Genomic DNA, 16,263 nt, shown 5'->3' with positions numbered 1-16,263 from the left:
GAAGGACCCGCCGCGCCGGCGAGCCGGCTGGCGCATGCTGCCGCCTGGTTGCGGTGCCGGCCGGCCGACGCCGTCAGCTCGGGCCGGGCCCTCATACTCTCTATTCATATTCGTTCCCCACCACGTCGGTTCGGGAGTGCCGTTGCATGCACTGAGCAGAGTGTGCGGTCGGCAGCAGCCGTCCAAGTGCTGCTGTGAAGCGGAGGTCCGCCTCGCGGACAGCGGGCGCGTGCGGTGCCGATGTGTCATGCCTGCTTCGATGTCCCCGGTGGCATCGACAATTGACAGGTCGGCCGGCCTGGCGTGTTCCGCCAGACCGGCCGACCTGTTGATCTTCCTGTCCTTGTGATTACACCTGGTACCAGGAGCGGAAGGATTCTCCCGGTGAGCCCTGGTCGATGGCCCAGGTGGTGCCTGCGGTGTCGGTGGTGGTGACGATCATGGCGCCGTTGTCGAGGAGTGTGACGCGCGGGTCTCCGGCGAAGATCATGTTCGGGTTGCCGAGGTAGGCGCCGGTGCTGAATCCGCTGGTCGGATTACCCTGGCCGAACAGGGCGATGTGGCCGTTGGTGGTGCGGGCGACGATGTTGACGGTGCCGCCCGCTCCGGGGGACAGGACGATGCTGGTGGCACCGCCGGTACCGCCGGTGAGGCTGATCTTGTACCACTCGCGGAACGGTGTTCCGGGTGCGGCCTGGTCGATGGCCCAGACGTCGCCGTTGACGTCGATGGCGGCCACGACCATGGTGCCGTTGGACGCGGTGGTGACGCTCGGGTCCCCGGCGAAGGCGGGCGAGGTGGCGCCGAGGTAGGCGCCCGGGCTGAATCCGCTGGCGGGGCCGCCCTGGCCGAAGAAGCCGATGTGGCCGTTGGTGGTGCGGGCGAACAGGTTGACGGTCCCGCCTCCCGCGGGGGACGTCACGGCTGCGGCGCGGCCGGTGAGGCCGCCGCTGGCGCTGACCTTGAACCAGGCGCCGAAGGCGGAGCCGGGCGCGGTCTGGTTGGTCGCCCACAGGTCGCCGCCGGTGTCGACGGCGGTGACGATCATGCCGCCGTTGGCGCTGAGGGTGACGGCGGGGTCCCGGGCGAAGACCGGCGCGGAGCCGCCGACCGCCGCAGCGGGGCTGAAGGACGCGTCGGGGCCGGCCTGGGCGTAGTCGACGATCCCGCCGGCGCGGGTGCGGGCGAAGACGTGGACGGTGCCGCCGGCGGCCGGCGACAGGATCGGTGCCGGGTCGCCGGTGTGGACGCCCTGGCCGCTGAGCTGGTACCAGCTGCGGAAGCCGCCCGTGGTGCCGGTCTGGTTGGTCGCCCACAGGTTGCCGTCGGCGGTGACCTTGACCGCGACGAGCGTGCCGTTGGCGGCGCGCGTCATGGTGGTGGCGGGGCTGCGCAGGCTCTGTCCGCCGTCGAGTGCGGTGACGGTGTGCAGGTTGCCCTGGGCGGCCAGGCGCGGTTGTCCGAGCCCGGTGGGCGTGCCGGGGTACATCAGCAGGCAGCCGGTGGGGCAGGTGATGGTCTGGGCGGCTCCGTCGGCGGTGTAGTACGTCACCGGGGTGGCGGAGTCGGCGGGCGTGGTGGCGAGGACGTCGCCGATGGTCTGGCCCGGAGTCGGGGTGAACAAGGGGTAGCCCCTGCCGCTGTCGGCGACGCTGCCGTGCAGGTTGCCGGGCGTGGTGATCAGGGGCCGGTGCTGGGGGTCGAGGCCGGTGGCGTAGACGGTGCCGGTGGCGGGGGCGGCGGCCTGGTAGCCACGACCGTCGGCGTTGCGGGCGCCGAGGACGAGGCGGACGCGCCCGTACTCGGCGTCGTTCGGGTCGGTGGTGTTGCGTCGGGCTAGCAGGTCGGGGATTCCGTCGCCGTTGACGTCGCCGGGGGCGAGGACGTCGTAGTCGCTCCAGCCGGAGGCGGAGACGACTGTACCGGGCTTCAGCCTGTTGCTGTCGGGTTCGCCGGCGAGGGGCCCTGTGGCTGTACCGCTGTAGAGGACGAGGGCGTCGCCGTCCTTGGTGACCAGGTCGTTTCCGGGACGGTTGTCGAGGTCGCCGACCGCGAGGATCTGGTTGGTGGCGGACCAGTCGCCGCCGCTGGGGTGGGCCAGTTCGGTGCGCCGGAACTCGTCGGGGGCGCCCAAGCCGTTGCCGGGGTAGAGGTAGAGCCTGGTGCCCTGCTTGACGAGGAAGTCCTCGTAGCCGTCCTCGGTCTGGCCGGGGTTCTGGTTGGTGAAGTTGCCCCGGTGGGTGATCAGGGCGCCGGACCAGCCCGGGGTGGCAGTGGTCCGGGGCTGGTCGAAGGTGCCGTCGCCGTGGCCCGCGTAGAGGACGAGTTCGCCCGTGCTGGTGGCCGCCACCAGGTCGGCGTGGCCGTCACCGGTCAGGTCGCCGGGACGGTCGCGGACGAGTGCCGGATCGGTGGTGTCGTGGACGAAGTTGGGGAATGCGGTCGTGATCAGTCTGGTGCTGGAGTTGGGGCCGCCGTCCGAACCGTCGTAGGGGGAGAGGTTGCCGGCCTTGTCCATGGCCTGGACGGTGAGCCGGTTGGTCGGCCACATGGTGGGCGTGATCGTGACGGTCGCGGTCCCGTCCGGGCCGGCGTCCACCCAGGTGCCGCCGCAGCCCTGGTTGACCACGGGCAGGGGCTTGTTGAGGGAGTAGCAGAACCCCTTCAGGCCGAACTGGTCGCTGGAGGCGAACTTGACCGTGCGCGGGGTGCGGGCGGGTACGTCCTCGGTGTCGATGCTGTGGCCGTCGGCGGAGGTGACGGTCGGCTTGGAGGGAGGCGTGCGGTCGACGTTGAAGCCGCAGTCACGGCCGAAGCCCGAGCCGGCGATGCCGTCCTCGGCCTGGACGTGCCACTTGTAGTGGCCGCCGTCACGCAGGCTGTCGGCGGTGAGTCTCGTGACGGCCCAGGAACCGTTGGGGGCGCCAGCCCAGACCGGCGGGAAGAACTGCCCGGTGTCGTGGTCCCAGGCCTCGAACTTGGCGCTCAGGGCGACGTCGCTGTCCGGGTCGGAGATCCTGGCGGTCAGGACGACGTCGTTGCGCCCGACGGTGGGCCAGGCCGCAGGATCGCTGATGCAGGGCACGTTGACGTTGCTGCTGCTGCCCGGCGTCCACTGGCTCTCCCAGGCCGCGTAGTCGTGCAGGACCGGGGGCCGGTTGTAGGTGACTTCGAGCCAGGGGTTGTTCTTGAACCGCTTGTAGCTGTTCTTGTTGCCGAGGTAGTTGTCCGGGGTGCGCAGGCCGAGGGCGACGCTGTCGTCGCCCCGGTCGGCGGCGCCCTGGACGACGGCGCGCAGGTTCTCGGTGCTGAAGTCCACGCCCTGGACCCCGGGGCAGTAGGTGGGGTTGCCGTGGGCGAAGGACTTGGCGTCCAGTTGCCAGATCCAGGAGGCCTGGCTGTTCCAGGTCGGCGTGGTGCTGTTGATGGGGCCGGTCGCCCAGAGTTCGGTGTTGCCCGCCGCGGCCGGGTCACAGCCCCATGAGTGGGTCTCCTCGACGTGGAAGGTCGCCGACATGATGGTGGCGCCGGCCAGGCCGCGGGTGTTCATCTCGAAGTAGGAGCGGGTGTTGCCGCTGCCGTTGTAGCCGACGCGGGGCTCGTCCGCGGGATTGTCGGAGTTCCAGCCGTTCCCGTCCGGGTAGGCGGCGTTGGGCGTGGCGGAGTAGACGACCGCCCAGCGGTTGCGCCAGCCGTCGGTGAACGTCGGGTCGATGACGACCGGGAAGACGGTGTCCGCGCCGTGCAGCAGGTCAGCGTCCGGGGTCAGCCGCAGCGTGTCCGAGGTGATCTCGGTGGCCATCGTCTTCGGCGCGTGCTCGGTGGGACCGGGCGCGGCTGGGGTCGGTGGCGGGGTGCTGTCGGCGGACTGCGCGGCGGCCGCCGGCGCGTTCTTGGCCAACGGTGAGGGAGCGGTCGCAGCGGGCTGCTGGGCAGTGGTGGCTGGGGCGTGGGAGTCCCACATCCGCGGGGCCTGCGCCGTGAAGACCGTGCCGCCGGAGCCGTCGGTCGCGGCGATCCGGCCGTTCTGACCCGTGCTGAGGGTGATGCCCGCGGTCTTGAGGCCGTAGGTGACCTGGGCCAGGCGTGGATCCTCGGCGGCCTGGCGGGTCCTGACGATCAGCTGGTGGGAGAACCCGTCGGCCTCGGCGAGGATCTTCAGGTCCACCCCGGGCAGTACGTCGCGGTACAGGGCCGTGCTGCCGCTCAACTCGGGTTGCGGCAGCGAAGTCGGCCAGGTGAGAGCGAGGGACTTGCCGTCCTTCTGCATGGTGGCCAGCGCAGTGCCGCCGCCGGCGGAGAACGTCATCGGGAAGACGGAGGCCTTCGGAGCGATCGTCCCGTCGCTACGGCGTTCCAGAGTGGCATCGGCCGGCTGCCACTGCCCGCCGACCTTGGCACGGACCGGCCGCGCGTGTCGGCGCTGGGTGAAGCTGCCGTCGGGGTTGGCGACGAGGTCGGTCGTCTCGTCCTGTCGTTCGGTGATCTCGACGGGCTTGCCGCTTTGGCGGGCCTTCAGAACAGCGGACCGTTCGGGGGTGTCGGACTGAGGAGGAGCGGAGGGACTTCCCGTGTCGGCATAGACGGGGACGTGGCCCAGTACGGCGATGCTCACGGCGGCGGCCGCGAGCAGCGCCGTTGTCGTTCTCCGGGTGGTTCGCCCTATTCGGTAGGCGTTGTGACGGTGCATCCCCTTCACTTTCTGTGCGGTTCGCAGGCGTCCCCATCATGCAAGCCGCCAGTGACGGTCCGGTCGGATGCGGAGGCCTTTGTTCCGGATGGGAGGAGGAATCGGATGCCACATTGTGATCACAGCGCGCGAAGGCTCGGCCTGATGGTGGGAGAAAAGCGGAAAAATCACCTCTTTGTGAGGTGGTGTCGGCCCAGAGGGCTGCCATCCTCGATGTGAAGGAGTTATAAAAGAGAGATAAATGGCCCTGTAGGCAGGGTGGTTGGCGAACAATCAGGGATGTCCCGTCGGCGGCTCTTGGTAGCGTCCCGCCGGGTGTGATCGCACCCGCACAACACGACCAAGAGGAAAGAAACGGATGTATCCATCCGACACGGGCGCCTCGCCTGGACCGCGAACGCGCCGGTCCGAGGCAATGACACGCCCTGTGCTCCGTAAAGTCGCGCCCATGGCCGTGACGGCTCTGATAGCCGCCGCCCTACAGATTCCGGCCGTCGCGGTAGCGGCCGGCGACGAGTTCAAACTGCCGCCCGTCCAGCACACCGAGTCCGTCCCGCTCTCCAAGGTGGAGCCGGAACGCCGTGACCCGAAGGCGGCCCAGCCCCCGACCGCGCCGCCGGCCGCGGCCTGGCCCAAGCCGGGGAAGGCCGAGCTCGACCTTCCGGCGGCCTCGACGCAGAAGTCGGCCCCGCAGGCGAAGGCGCCCGGCTTGCCGGTGACCGTCACCTCCGTCGGGAAGGATCCGGCGACGGGCGGGCAGTCGAAGGTCCGGGTAGGCCTGTCGGACCGGGCGGCCGCGGCCACCGTGGGTCTCGACGGCGTCCTGGTCAACCTCGAGCCGGTGGCGGGCAGCGCCACGCCGGACAAGGCCCGGGTCCAGCTGGACTACAAGGCCTTCCGTGAGTCGTTCGGGGCCGACTGGGGCTCCCGGCTGACCTTCGTCCAGCTGCCCGCGTGCGCGCTGACCACGCCGGACCAGCCGCAGTGCCGCACGGCCACGCCACTGGTCGCTTCGAACGACACCAAGGCCGGGACACTGACGGCGGACGTCGCGGTGACCGCACCTGCCGGCCAGGCTTCCTCCGACGGCGCCGTCAAGACGTCGTTCGCCCAGGCGGCGAGCACGTCGCTCGCCGGTGCCACGGTGCTGGCCGCCACGGCCGGGGCGTCGGGGCCGGAGGGCAACTACAAGGCGACCTCGCTGGCCGCGTCCGGTACGTGGTCGGTGAGCGGCAACACCGGTTCCTTCAACTGGTCCTACCCGATCCAGGTTCCTCCGGTTCCCGGCGACCTGGCCCCCAAGGTCGCCCTCGGCTACTCGTCGTCGGCCATCGACGGGCGCACCGCGTCCACCAACAACCAGTCCTCCTGGATCGGTGACGGCTGGGACTACAACCCCGGCTTCATCGAGCGCAGCTACACCGCTTGCGCGGGTGACAAGGGTTCGGGCAGCAACGCTCCGGCCACGGGTGGTGACCTGTGCTGGAAGTCCGACAACGCGACGGTCTCGCTCAACGGCAGTAGCTCCGCGCTGGTGCGTGACGACGCCACGGGCACGTGGAAGCTGTCCAACGACGACGGCTCGCGCGTGGAGAAGCTCAACGGCACGGCGTCGGACACCGCCAACGGCGACACCGACAACGAGTACTGGAAGGTCACCACGACCGACGGCACCCAGTACTTCTTCGGTAAGAACCGCCTGCCCGGCTGGAGTACCGGCAAGCCCGAGACCGGTTCGGCCCTGACCGTGCCCGTGTTCGGCAACCAGCCCGGCGAACCCGGCTATGCCCCTGCGTTCAAGGACTCCTCGCGTGACCGCGCGTGGCGTTGGCAGCTGGACTACACCGTCGACCCGCACGGCAACGCGATCGCGTACTTCTACGACCAGGAGAAGAACGCCTACGCCAAGAACATCAGTGCCGCCACGGGAACTCCCAAGGCCGACGCGCTCTACACCCGTGCCGTCACGCTCAACCGCATCGAGTACGGCCACCGTTCCGGCCAGGTCTACGGTGCCTCGCCCGCCGGCAAGGTGACCTTCTCCACCACCGACCGGTGCGTGGCGACTGACTGCTCCTTCACCAAGGCCAATGCCGCCAACTGGTACGACACCCCGGTCGACCAGTCCTGCGACAAGGACCAGGACTGCCGCAACGGCGCCCCGACCTTCTGGTCCAAGAGGCGGCTGACGGGCATCAGCACGCAGGCCCTGCAGAGCAACGGCAGCTACCGGGACATCGACGCCTGGAGCCTGGACCAGTACTTCCCCGCCACCGGTGACAGCGGTGGCCGGGCCCTGTGGCTGCAGTCCATCACCCGCACCGCCAAGGCCGGCGCGACCGCGCTGACCCTCCAGCCGGTGACGTTCGGCGGGGACCTGCGTCCCAACCGGGTCGACTCCGCCGAGGGCCGTCCGCCGATGAACCGGTACCGCGTCAACCGGATCACCTCCGAGACCGGCTCCAACACCGACATCAAGTACACCGACATCGACTGCGTCGCGGGTGCCCTGCCCGCCCCGGACAGCAACACCAGGCGCTGCTACCCGACCTGGTGGACTCCCGAGGACGCGGCGGACCCGGTCCTCGACTGGTTCCACAAGTACCTCGTGGAGAAGGTCACCGAGCACGACATGGTGGCCGGGTCCGGTTCCCCCGACAAGGTCACCGCCTACGAGTACCTCGACGGGGCCGCCTGGCGGCGCGACAACTCCGAGTTCACCCCGGACAAGCAGCGCACCTGGAATGACTTCCGCGGCTACCAGCGGGTCCGCACCCGTGTCGGGGACTCCGGCAAGAGCCTGACCGAGACCGTCTACTTCCGCGGCATGGACGGCGACACCCTCGCCAACGGCCAGTCCCGCCCGGTCAACCCCCTCCAGGGCATCAAGGACAGCAACGAACTCGCCGGCTTCGGCCGCGAGAGCATCGTCTACGACCAGGACGGCGGCAAGCCCCTCACCAGCACGGTCAACACCCCCTGGCTCCGCAGCACCGCGAGCCGCGCGGTGAAGGCCCTGCCCAGTAAGGACGGCAAGCCCACCGCGACCCCGCCGGGCGAAACCGGCCGACCCGAGGCCGCCGCCCTGCCGGCGGTGACCGCCACGATGGTCCGCACCGAGAGCGTGACCACCAACGCGTTCCAGCCGGACGGCAGCACGGCCCGCACGCTCCGTGAGAGCCGCACCTTCGACGGCTACGGCCAGACCACGGCGGTCTCCGACGAAGGCGACACGAACGTCACCGGTGACGAGCAGTGCACCCGCACCGCCTACGTCACCCCGGACACCGTCAACTGGCTGATCTCCTACCCGCAGTCCGTCCAGACCGCCAGCACGCTCTGCTCGATCAACGCCACACCGGCGACCGTCACGAGCGAAGCCAGGACGGTCTACGACGGCAAGCCGCTCGGGTCCGCTCCGGAACCGGGCAAGGGCTACGCCACCGCGACGGAGGCCCTGGACCGCTACGACGGCACCACCCCGCACTACGTGACGGTCAGCACCACTGCGTACGACCAGTACGGGCGTGCCATCTCCGTCAAGGACGTCAACAACGCGGAGACCACGACGTCCTACACCCCGGCGAGCGGCTCCCAGGCTACCGTCGTCCAGTCCACCAACCCCAAGCAGTTCACGACCACCACCACCTACGACGGCCTGCTGGCCCTCCCGGTGAAGGTCGTCGACGCCAACAACCGCACCACGTACGTCGACTACGACGCCATGGGCCGCACCACGGCCGTGTGGAACCCGGGCCGGGACAAGAACGCCTCGCCCAATGCCACGTACGCGTACACCATCGAGCCAGGCAAGCAGCCTGCCGTCACGACCAGGACCCTGCTGGGAGGCGGCGACTACCGCACCAGCATCGCCCTGTACGACGGCCTGCTCCGCCCGCGCCAGGTCCAAGAGGAGGCCCACGGCGGCAGCACTGCCCACAATGGCGGCCGCACCATCACCGACAGCTTCTACGACAGCCACGGCCGGGTCTACCGCGCCAACGCTGCCTACTACACGACCGGGGTGCCGGAAGCGGCGCTGTGGATCGGTCTGGACAACAAGGTCCCGTCCCAGACCGAGACCGAGTTCGACGGCCTCGACCGACCGACCGCAAGCATCTTCAAGTCCCTGAACGTGGAGAAGTGGCGTGCCACCACACGCTACGGCGTGAACTGGGGCGCGACCACCCCGCCCAACGGCGGCACCCCCACACTCACGATCACCGATGCCCACGGTCGGACCTCCGAGGTGCGGCACTACAAGAGTGGAAGCCCGGACTTCGACGCTGCCGCGTCGGCGTACGAGACCCTGAAGTACACCTACAACCCGGCCGGCAAGCTCACCCGGTTCACCGACGCCGCGGGCAACGCCTGGACCTGGGAGTACGACCTGCTCGGTCGCCAGACCAAGGCCGTCGACCCGGACAAGGGCACCACCACCAGCGCCTACAACCCCGACGGCACCCTCGCCACCGTCACCGACGGCCGGGGTAAGACGCTCGCGTACACCTACGACATCCTCGGCCGCAAGACGGCGATGTTCGACGGTTCCGCAGCGGGCCCGAAGCTGGCCGAGTGGGCCTATGACAGCCTGCCCGGCAGTAACGGCATGGCCACCGGCAGCACCCGCTGGGAGAACGGCAAGGCCTACACCACCGCCGTCACCGGATTCGACAGCGCGGCGCGGCCCACGGGCAACACCGTCACCGTCCCGGACAGCGAAGGGCTCCTCGCCGGCACCTACACCACGGCCCAGACCTACACACCCGACACCGGCCTGGTCGACACCACGACCTACCCGGCCGGCGGAGGACTCCCGCAGGAGACAATCCACCGCAACTACACCTTGCTGGGCCTGCCCACCACGGTCAGCGACGGCGGCTACCAGGTCTACTCCCGGGGCAACTCGTACTCGCCGTTCGGCCAGCTCCAGCAGAGCACCATCGGCCGATTCGGATCCGGTGCCGTTCAGACCTACGTCTACGAGGACGCGACCCAGCGACTCGCGCTGGTCCAGACCGACCGGGAGAAGAGCGGACCGCAGACCCTCAACAAGAAGACCTACACCTACAACCCGGTCGGCAACATCACCCGGGTCCGCGACGACCGCGACAACGCCACCGTCACGGACACCCAGTGCTACACGTACGACTTCGCCCAGCGCCTGACCAACGCCTGGTCGGCGACCGACAACTGCGCTGTCGAGCCGACCCCGACCAGCGACCCCCACGTCGGCGGAGTGGACCCGTACTGGAGCAGCTACACCTACGACGCGGCCGGCAACCGCACCCAGGCCACCAACCGCACCTTCGGCGCCGCCCCCGGCCCACTGATGGACACCGGCAAGGTGACCTCCGTCGCCATCGCCGGTGACGGCCAGACCAGCGCCGTCGCGGTCGCCGACGGCCAGGTCTACCTCTCCCAGCAGCGTGCCGACGGCACCTGGGCCAACTTCGAGAACCTGCACAAGACCCAGGCAGGGCCTCTGCCCGCCCCCGTCGACTTCGTCGCGGCGACCTGGGCCGACAACACCCTGCAGATCATGGCCATCGCCGGCGGCCGGGTCTGGCACACCCTGCGCGGCGCCGACGGCAAGTGGGGAGGGTGGGGCGACGTCACCAGCGTGGTGGGTCCCATCGCCAACCCCAGCCAGCTGTCGCTGTCCGCCACCGCCTCCGGCCTGGAGGTCCTCGCCCTGTCCGACGGCGTGCTCAAGCACACCCTGCGCAGGCCGGACGGCGTCTGGGCGGGCTGGGGCAACGTCTACGGCGAGACCGGCAGCCTCACCGGAGCCACCCGTGTCGCCAGTGCGGCCACCGGTTCCGGCCTCGAGGTCGTCGTGGTCGCGGGTGACAGCATCTGGCACACCATCCGCTTCGGCAACGGCGTCTGGCAGAAGTGGGGCAACGTCTACGGCGCGACCGGCGCTCTCATCACGCCCACCGGCGTCACCGCCACCGCGACCGGCGCCGGCCTCGAAGTCGCCGCCATCGCCGGCGGAGGCATCTGGCACACCATCCGCAGGCCCGACGGCGTCTGGGCGGGCTGGGGCAACGTCAGTCAGGTCGTCGGTCAGCTCAGCCAGCCGCTGTCGGCGTCGGTCGTCAGCTCGGGCGGTGACCTGAAGCTCGTCACGATCGCCGGGGGAACGCTCAACTACACCAAGCGGGCCTACTCCACCGGCATCTGGCTGCCCTGGAACCAGCTCACGCAGGTCCCCGAGAACCCGCCGAGCGACCAGACCCAGCGCACCTCCACCTACCCCGCCCCCGGAGGCACCCGACCCCACGCACTCAGCCGTGTCGACATCACCGGCACCGGCGCCCGGACCGACACCTTCACCTACGACGAGGCCGGCAACACCGTCCGCCGCGTTACCGCCGACGGCGACCAGGCCCTCGAATGGGACACCGAGGGCCACCTCGCCAAGTCCACCACCGCGGGCAAGAGCACCACCTTCCTGTACGACGCGAACGGCAACCGCCTCCTGCGCCGTGAACCCGAATCGGTGACCCTCTACCTGGACGGCCAGGAACTCAAGCTCGACAAGACCGCCAACAAGGTCACCGGCACCCGGTACATCGCCGTCGCCAACGCCACCATCGTCAAGGCCTCCGACGGAACCCTCAACTACCTCATCAACGACCAGCAGGGAACCGCCCAACTCACCATCAGCGCCGACAACCTGGCGTACACCCGAGGCGACACCACGGCCTTCGGCACCCCTCGGGGCAAAAAGCCGGCCTCCTGGCCCACCGAACGAGGCTTCGTCGGCGGCACCAACGACGCCACCACCGGCCTCACCCACCTCGGAGCCCGCGAATACGACGCGGCCAACGGGCGCTTCATCTCCGTCGACCCCGTCCTCGACCTCACCGACCCGCAACAGATCAACGGCTACACCTACGGCAACAACAACCCCGTCAACCTCAGCGACCCCAGCGGACTGCGTCCCGAGGGAGTCTGCGGTGGATTCGGTACCTGTTACGACGACAAGGGCAACGTCACCACCGAAACGTTCAAACTCGAGAGTGACGGGACCTGGACCGAGAACTACTGGAACCACTGGAGCGGGAGCAAGGAACACCCCAATGTCGTAAGCCCGCACGTCCACATCATCTATCACGGCGGAACGACCAAGTCCGCCATCCACGAAATCTTCGACTCGATCCAGACCATCCCTGCAGTGAGCGCCGTCGGCGCTGTCGGTTCCGCGGTCATGGACGCGTACGACGGCCACTACATGAGTGCGGCCCAGAACCTCATGGGCGCCATCCCCGGCGAGCGTCTCTTCGCGATGGCCGGCAAGGCCGGGAAAGCCGCCCTGGCGGTGGACAAGGCCGAACACGTAGCCGACCAGGCATCCGACGCCCTGTCGATGATCTCGTGCGATGGCGCCCAGGCGGGTGCGACACACAGCTTCCCGCCCGGCACGCGTGTCCTCCTGGCTGACGGCACGACCCAGACGATCGAGTCCCTCCAGCTCGGGGACCAGGTCCAGGCAACGGATCCGACAACGGGAGAAACTGAAAACAAGTCGGTCATCCGCACCATCCGAACGCCGGATGACGAGCACTTCACCGACCTACAGCTGCAGGTCAACGACCTCGACGGCAGCCCCGGAACGGTAGAGACCCTCACCAGCACCCAGCACCACCCGTTCTGGGACGAGACCACCCGCCAGTGGACCAACGTCGCCGAACTCACCCCCGGCGACACCGTCCGCACCATAGACGGTCGCACTCCCACCGTCCTGGCAGTACGGAACTACGACACCGCTCCCCAGGTCGCCTATGACCTCACCATCGCCGACCTCCACACGTACTATGTGCTCGCGGGGGCTACGCCGGTCCTGGTTCACAACACAGGGGCCACCCCTTACAACCCCTGTGGCGGGGGTACCGAGCCGCTGGGGGGATATTCTTCTGGAACGGCAAGGCCTCCGTGGACTGGCGGAACGCCGGACTCGGTATACACAAGAACAGGAAAGGACGGCACCCCTGTACAGAACACGATATTTGACAAGGATGGAAACGCGGTCGGCCATTTCGACTTCAAGGATCATGGCACTGGTGGACCCCACGGCCACGTGATCGATCCTCCAGGGACGCCCGGCGGGGGGCATGGCGCAGGCGCTCCCCATATTCCAGAATCCAACTTGCCGCCAGGCTGGAATCTCCGACCCCGGAATTGAGTGAGAAGAATGACTGGAGCCCATCTCTCCCAGGAATCCATTCCAGAATTCCTTGAGAGGTTCCTGGGGTTCGAGGACGGTGTCATTACCAATATTTCCATCTTTCTCCCGCGGGGCGATCGAGCTGCCCGCACCATCGAGGTAGAGGTCCAGGCGCTGGACCGCACAAGCCAGGGGGAGGGGGGAGCAAATAGTCGCCTGTTTGGATGGAAACTGGTAAGAATCGCTATGCGCGGTATGACCGAGTATCGCCTTGCCGAGAGCCTCGCATACCCCTTGCAGGTTCTCTCTGACGGCCTGAAGATCGGTTACGAAGACGGCCTCTTCACCCTGGATCTGGATCCAGGCCCGGATGAATGGTCAGCCCGGTCGATCCACGACGCGGCGAACAGCTATTCCAAGCAGTATATTTTGTCACGGGACTGTTCATTCGAAGTCTTGGACGGACCGTTCATTTAGCCCCAACAATGCAAAAGCGGCCCACCTACCTACTGGTGGGCCGCTTTTGCATAGAATATCACCCAAGCAAGGACATTGCGGGCAGTAGATCACCCGCTGACCGCAGACGGCAGCGCCATCACTGCCCGCGGAGCCTCCGCGCCTGCAGCACGCAGTCTAGAGGGTGCCCGCAGCCTTACCACCTCCGACCTCCACACGTACTATGTGCTGGCTGGCAAGACTCCGGTACTTGTTCACAACGACAACTGCACTGTGGGTCGCTGGATGTCGGAAGATGAGTATCAGGCGATGCGTGACACGGGAAAGGTGCAGGCGGGAAGTGGGGGAACTTCAACTTACGTAGCGAATCCAGCCAGCCCTGATGCCTATCAGAAGCAGGCTGCGCCAGGATCGATCTACGTTGAGTTCGATGTGCCATGCTCTTGCATGAAGCCTGCTTCTGGAGTACACGGAAAAGAAATCATTCGGAGTCTATGTGGAGAGGGAAGGGAGAGGGTTCTACCTGACGGTCTGGGAGTCAGGCGAGGTTCAGGTTTCGACTATTAACTACGAAGTCGACCCCTCCCCCCGAGAGAAACATTTGTCCGATATGCATGCCGGTCAGTTGAGGGTGGAGTTCGAGAAGTTGCTCGACTGGGCCTCTGGGAGTAGCAGCCAAAGCTGAACCAGCTAGATCCCCAAGCGCCAAGTACGTGATGGCCCACGCAGAAGCCCCGCCGGTTCCGGCGGGGCTTCTGCGTGGGGTGATGGCAGTATTAGGTCCACGAGACAGTGCAGTCGGCATGGCCGGTATCCATTGTTGAGCGTGATGGGTGCGCTCGCATCGGCGACGCGTGCCAGGGCGACAGTGTAGGCGAGGCCTGCGGTGAGGGCGGGCACTGCTGACGTGTAACGGCGACCTGGGTTCTGGAACTGTCCGAATGCTTGCCGTATAGCGCCGCTCGGACAGACTCGCCTACGCGGTGCCTATGGGGCGGGTGGTTGGCGATGGTGGCCAGGCCTCGGTCCGCGTCATCGTGAAGCCAGGAACAACGGAGGTGATTAGTGCATATCCCTACTGAAGTGGGAGGGGTGTCGGTGGAGTGTCCTCGTTGCGGGCAGGCGCTACTTGAAAGAGTGCGGGCAACACGATTCTCGATCAAGCTCGCAAAGTGCCCAGAATGCGATGCGATCTGGCCAGAAAACGGAATGATTGACCGAGGTAATTTTGTTCAATATCAACTCTTTCTGGATCTCCTGGGGGAGTCGGAAATTGAATCTCCATATGATGTCATCGGGTTGCTGTAGGGCGGTTGACGGCTACGCGTGGCGTCCAGTAGGTGAGCGCTGATTCGTTCGCTTTCGAGAACCTGAGGCTACTGATGTAGCCTCAGGCGCATTTGACGGCAGTAGTTGACGGCAAACACCAACGGACGATGGTGCGGCGAGGCGGTAGATCATGGCTGTCTCCGTGAGTCGGCTTGCTCCAACAGGTGTCGGAAGAGTCAATCTGAGACCGCGTTTGAGATCTGCCATGGGACGATCGGTCGGTGACTCGACTCGTGAACCGTGACCGCTCCCTTGAGGAGCTTGAGCGCGACCGCTGGTCGGCCCCGTCGGGCGGGGAAACCCGGCTGATGGCGACCGTGCGCGAGCTTCGGCGCAAGCCGATCGGCGGCCTGACGGTCGAGGACATGCGGTTGCTGATCAGGCAAGACGTGGGCCTTGCCTATCTCCTGCCCCTGGCATTGGAGGTCCTCCGGGCCGACCCACTGGCGGAAGGCGACATGTACGAGGGTGACCTGCTGGCCGCCGTGCTCACCAGGAGTGCGGAGGTCTGGAGCGAGTTCCCCGACCTCGGACAGGAGGTCCGCCTGATCGTCTCGGAGTTGGCCCACGTGCCGCCGGCCCTGAAACGCGAGATCGAGCGGTTCCCGGCTCGGTAGCTCGGCGACTGCAACTGCCGCCGGCGGGGGGTCGACGGGCTCACTACGAGGATTGCCGCACGAGCGGTCGTGGGCCAGGCCGGGTTGCCGGTCGGCCCCGGGTGAGCCGGCGGACCATGACGCCGATCATGGCCCATCGAATCATCGTCTCGGAGTGGGCCGGGCTGGTCTCGTAGTCCCGGGCGAGGCGCCGGTGGGCGGTGATCCACGAGAAGGTGCGTTCCACCGCCCACCGCTTGGGCTGGACCCGGAAGCCGCGCTGGTCGGGGTCTTTGCGGACGATCTCAAGGTCGCGGCCGAGGATCTGGGCGGTCCATTCGACCAGGCGGCCGGCGAAGCCCTGGTCAGCCCAGATCTCTTTGACGCTGGGGTGGTCGAGGCGGGTCCACAGCAGCGGCCGCTTCGCGCCGTCGCGGTCCTGCATGCTCGCCGCGACGACGTGGACGGCCAGGAGCAGGCCGAGAGTGTCGGTGACGATGAACCTCTTGCGGCCCTTCACCTTCTTGCCCGCGTCGAAGCCCCTTGTGGCGACGGGGACGGTGTCGGCGGTGCGGACGGACTGCGAGTCGACCAGGCCCGCGCTCGGCTCCGCGGCGCGGCCGTCGGCTTCACGGACCCGGCCGCGCAGGGCGTCATGGATTCGCTCGACGGTTCCGTCGTCGTGCCACCAGGTGAAGTACCAGTACACCGTCGGCCACGGGGCGAAGTCCTTCGGCAACTGCCGCCACGCGCAGCCGGTCCGCACCACGTAGAAGATCGCGTCCACGATCCGCCGCCGCGGGTGCTTCTCCCGCCGCCCACCCTTCGGACCCACTCGCGCCGGCGGAAGCAACGGCTCCACCAGCGCCCACTGTTCGTCCGTCAGGTCCGACGGATACCCACCCCCAACGCCGCTCACAGAGAGCTCAACGAACCCTTCAGTAACTGGACACGGCAGATCTCAAACGCGGTCTGAGAAGGTGGTCGGCCGGCTGCTGCAGGCGGCCCGCAGCCGG

Annotated in this window: 5 protein-coding genes; 3 read left to right on the top strand and 2 right to left on the bottom strand. The window is 67.8% G+C overall.

Annotated features, from left to right (window positions below; all coding sequences use genetic code 11):
- Positions 1–349 precede the first annotated feature (349 nt).
- Entirely contained in the window at positions 350–4,690 is a 4,341-nt protein-coding gene (locus ACGF13_RS36030) for a hypothetical protein (protein WP_392883466.1), read from the bottom strand.
- 448 nt (positions 4,691–5,138) lie between these two features.
- Here ACGF13_RS36030 and ACGF13_RS36025 point away from each other — a divergent pair, with 448 nt between their 5' ends.
- From ACGF13_RS36025 to ACGF13_RS36015, 3 genes are all read left to right on the top strand, one after another.
- Entirely contained in the window at positions 5,139–12,884 is a 7,746-nt protein-coding gene (locus ACGF13_RS36025; RefSeq protein ID WP_392883465.1) for a polymorphic toxin-type HINT domain-containing protein, read from the top strand.
- Positions 12,885–12,893: 9 nt separating this feature from the next.
- Entirely contained in the window at positions 12,894–13,343 is a 450-nt protein-coding gene (locus tag ACGF13_RS36020) for a hypothetical protein (protein ID WP_392883464.1), read from the top strand.
- Between the two features lie 1,529 nt (positions 13,344–14,872).
- Positions 14,873–15,268 (top strand): contact-dependent growth inhibition system immunity protein, encoded by a 396-nt coding sequence (locus ACGF13_RS36015; protein ID WP_392883463.1) that lies wholly within the window; start codon positions 14,873–14,875, stop codon positions 15,266–15,268.
- Positions 15,269–15,311: 43 nt separating this feature from the next.
- Here ACGF13_RS36015 and ACGF13_RS36010 read toward each other — a convergent pair whose 3' ends face one another.
- On the bottom strand, positions 15,312–16,205 hold the full coding sequence (locus ACGF13_RS36010; protein ID WP_392883592.1) for an IS5 family transposase: 894 nt from the start codon (positions 16,203–16,205) through the stop codon (positions 15,312–15,314).
- Between the last annotated feature and the right edge of the window lie 58 nt (positions 16,206–16,263).

It is taken from the genome of Kitasatospora sp. NPDC048286 (genome assembly GCF_043201735.1).
Lineage (GTDB): Bacteria > Actinomycetota > Actinomycetes > Streptomycetales > Streptomycetaceae > Kitasatospora.
Note: the sequence above shows the minus strand (reverse complement) of the source record. Positions and strands in the feature narration are given on the sequence as shown.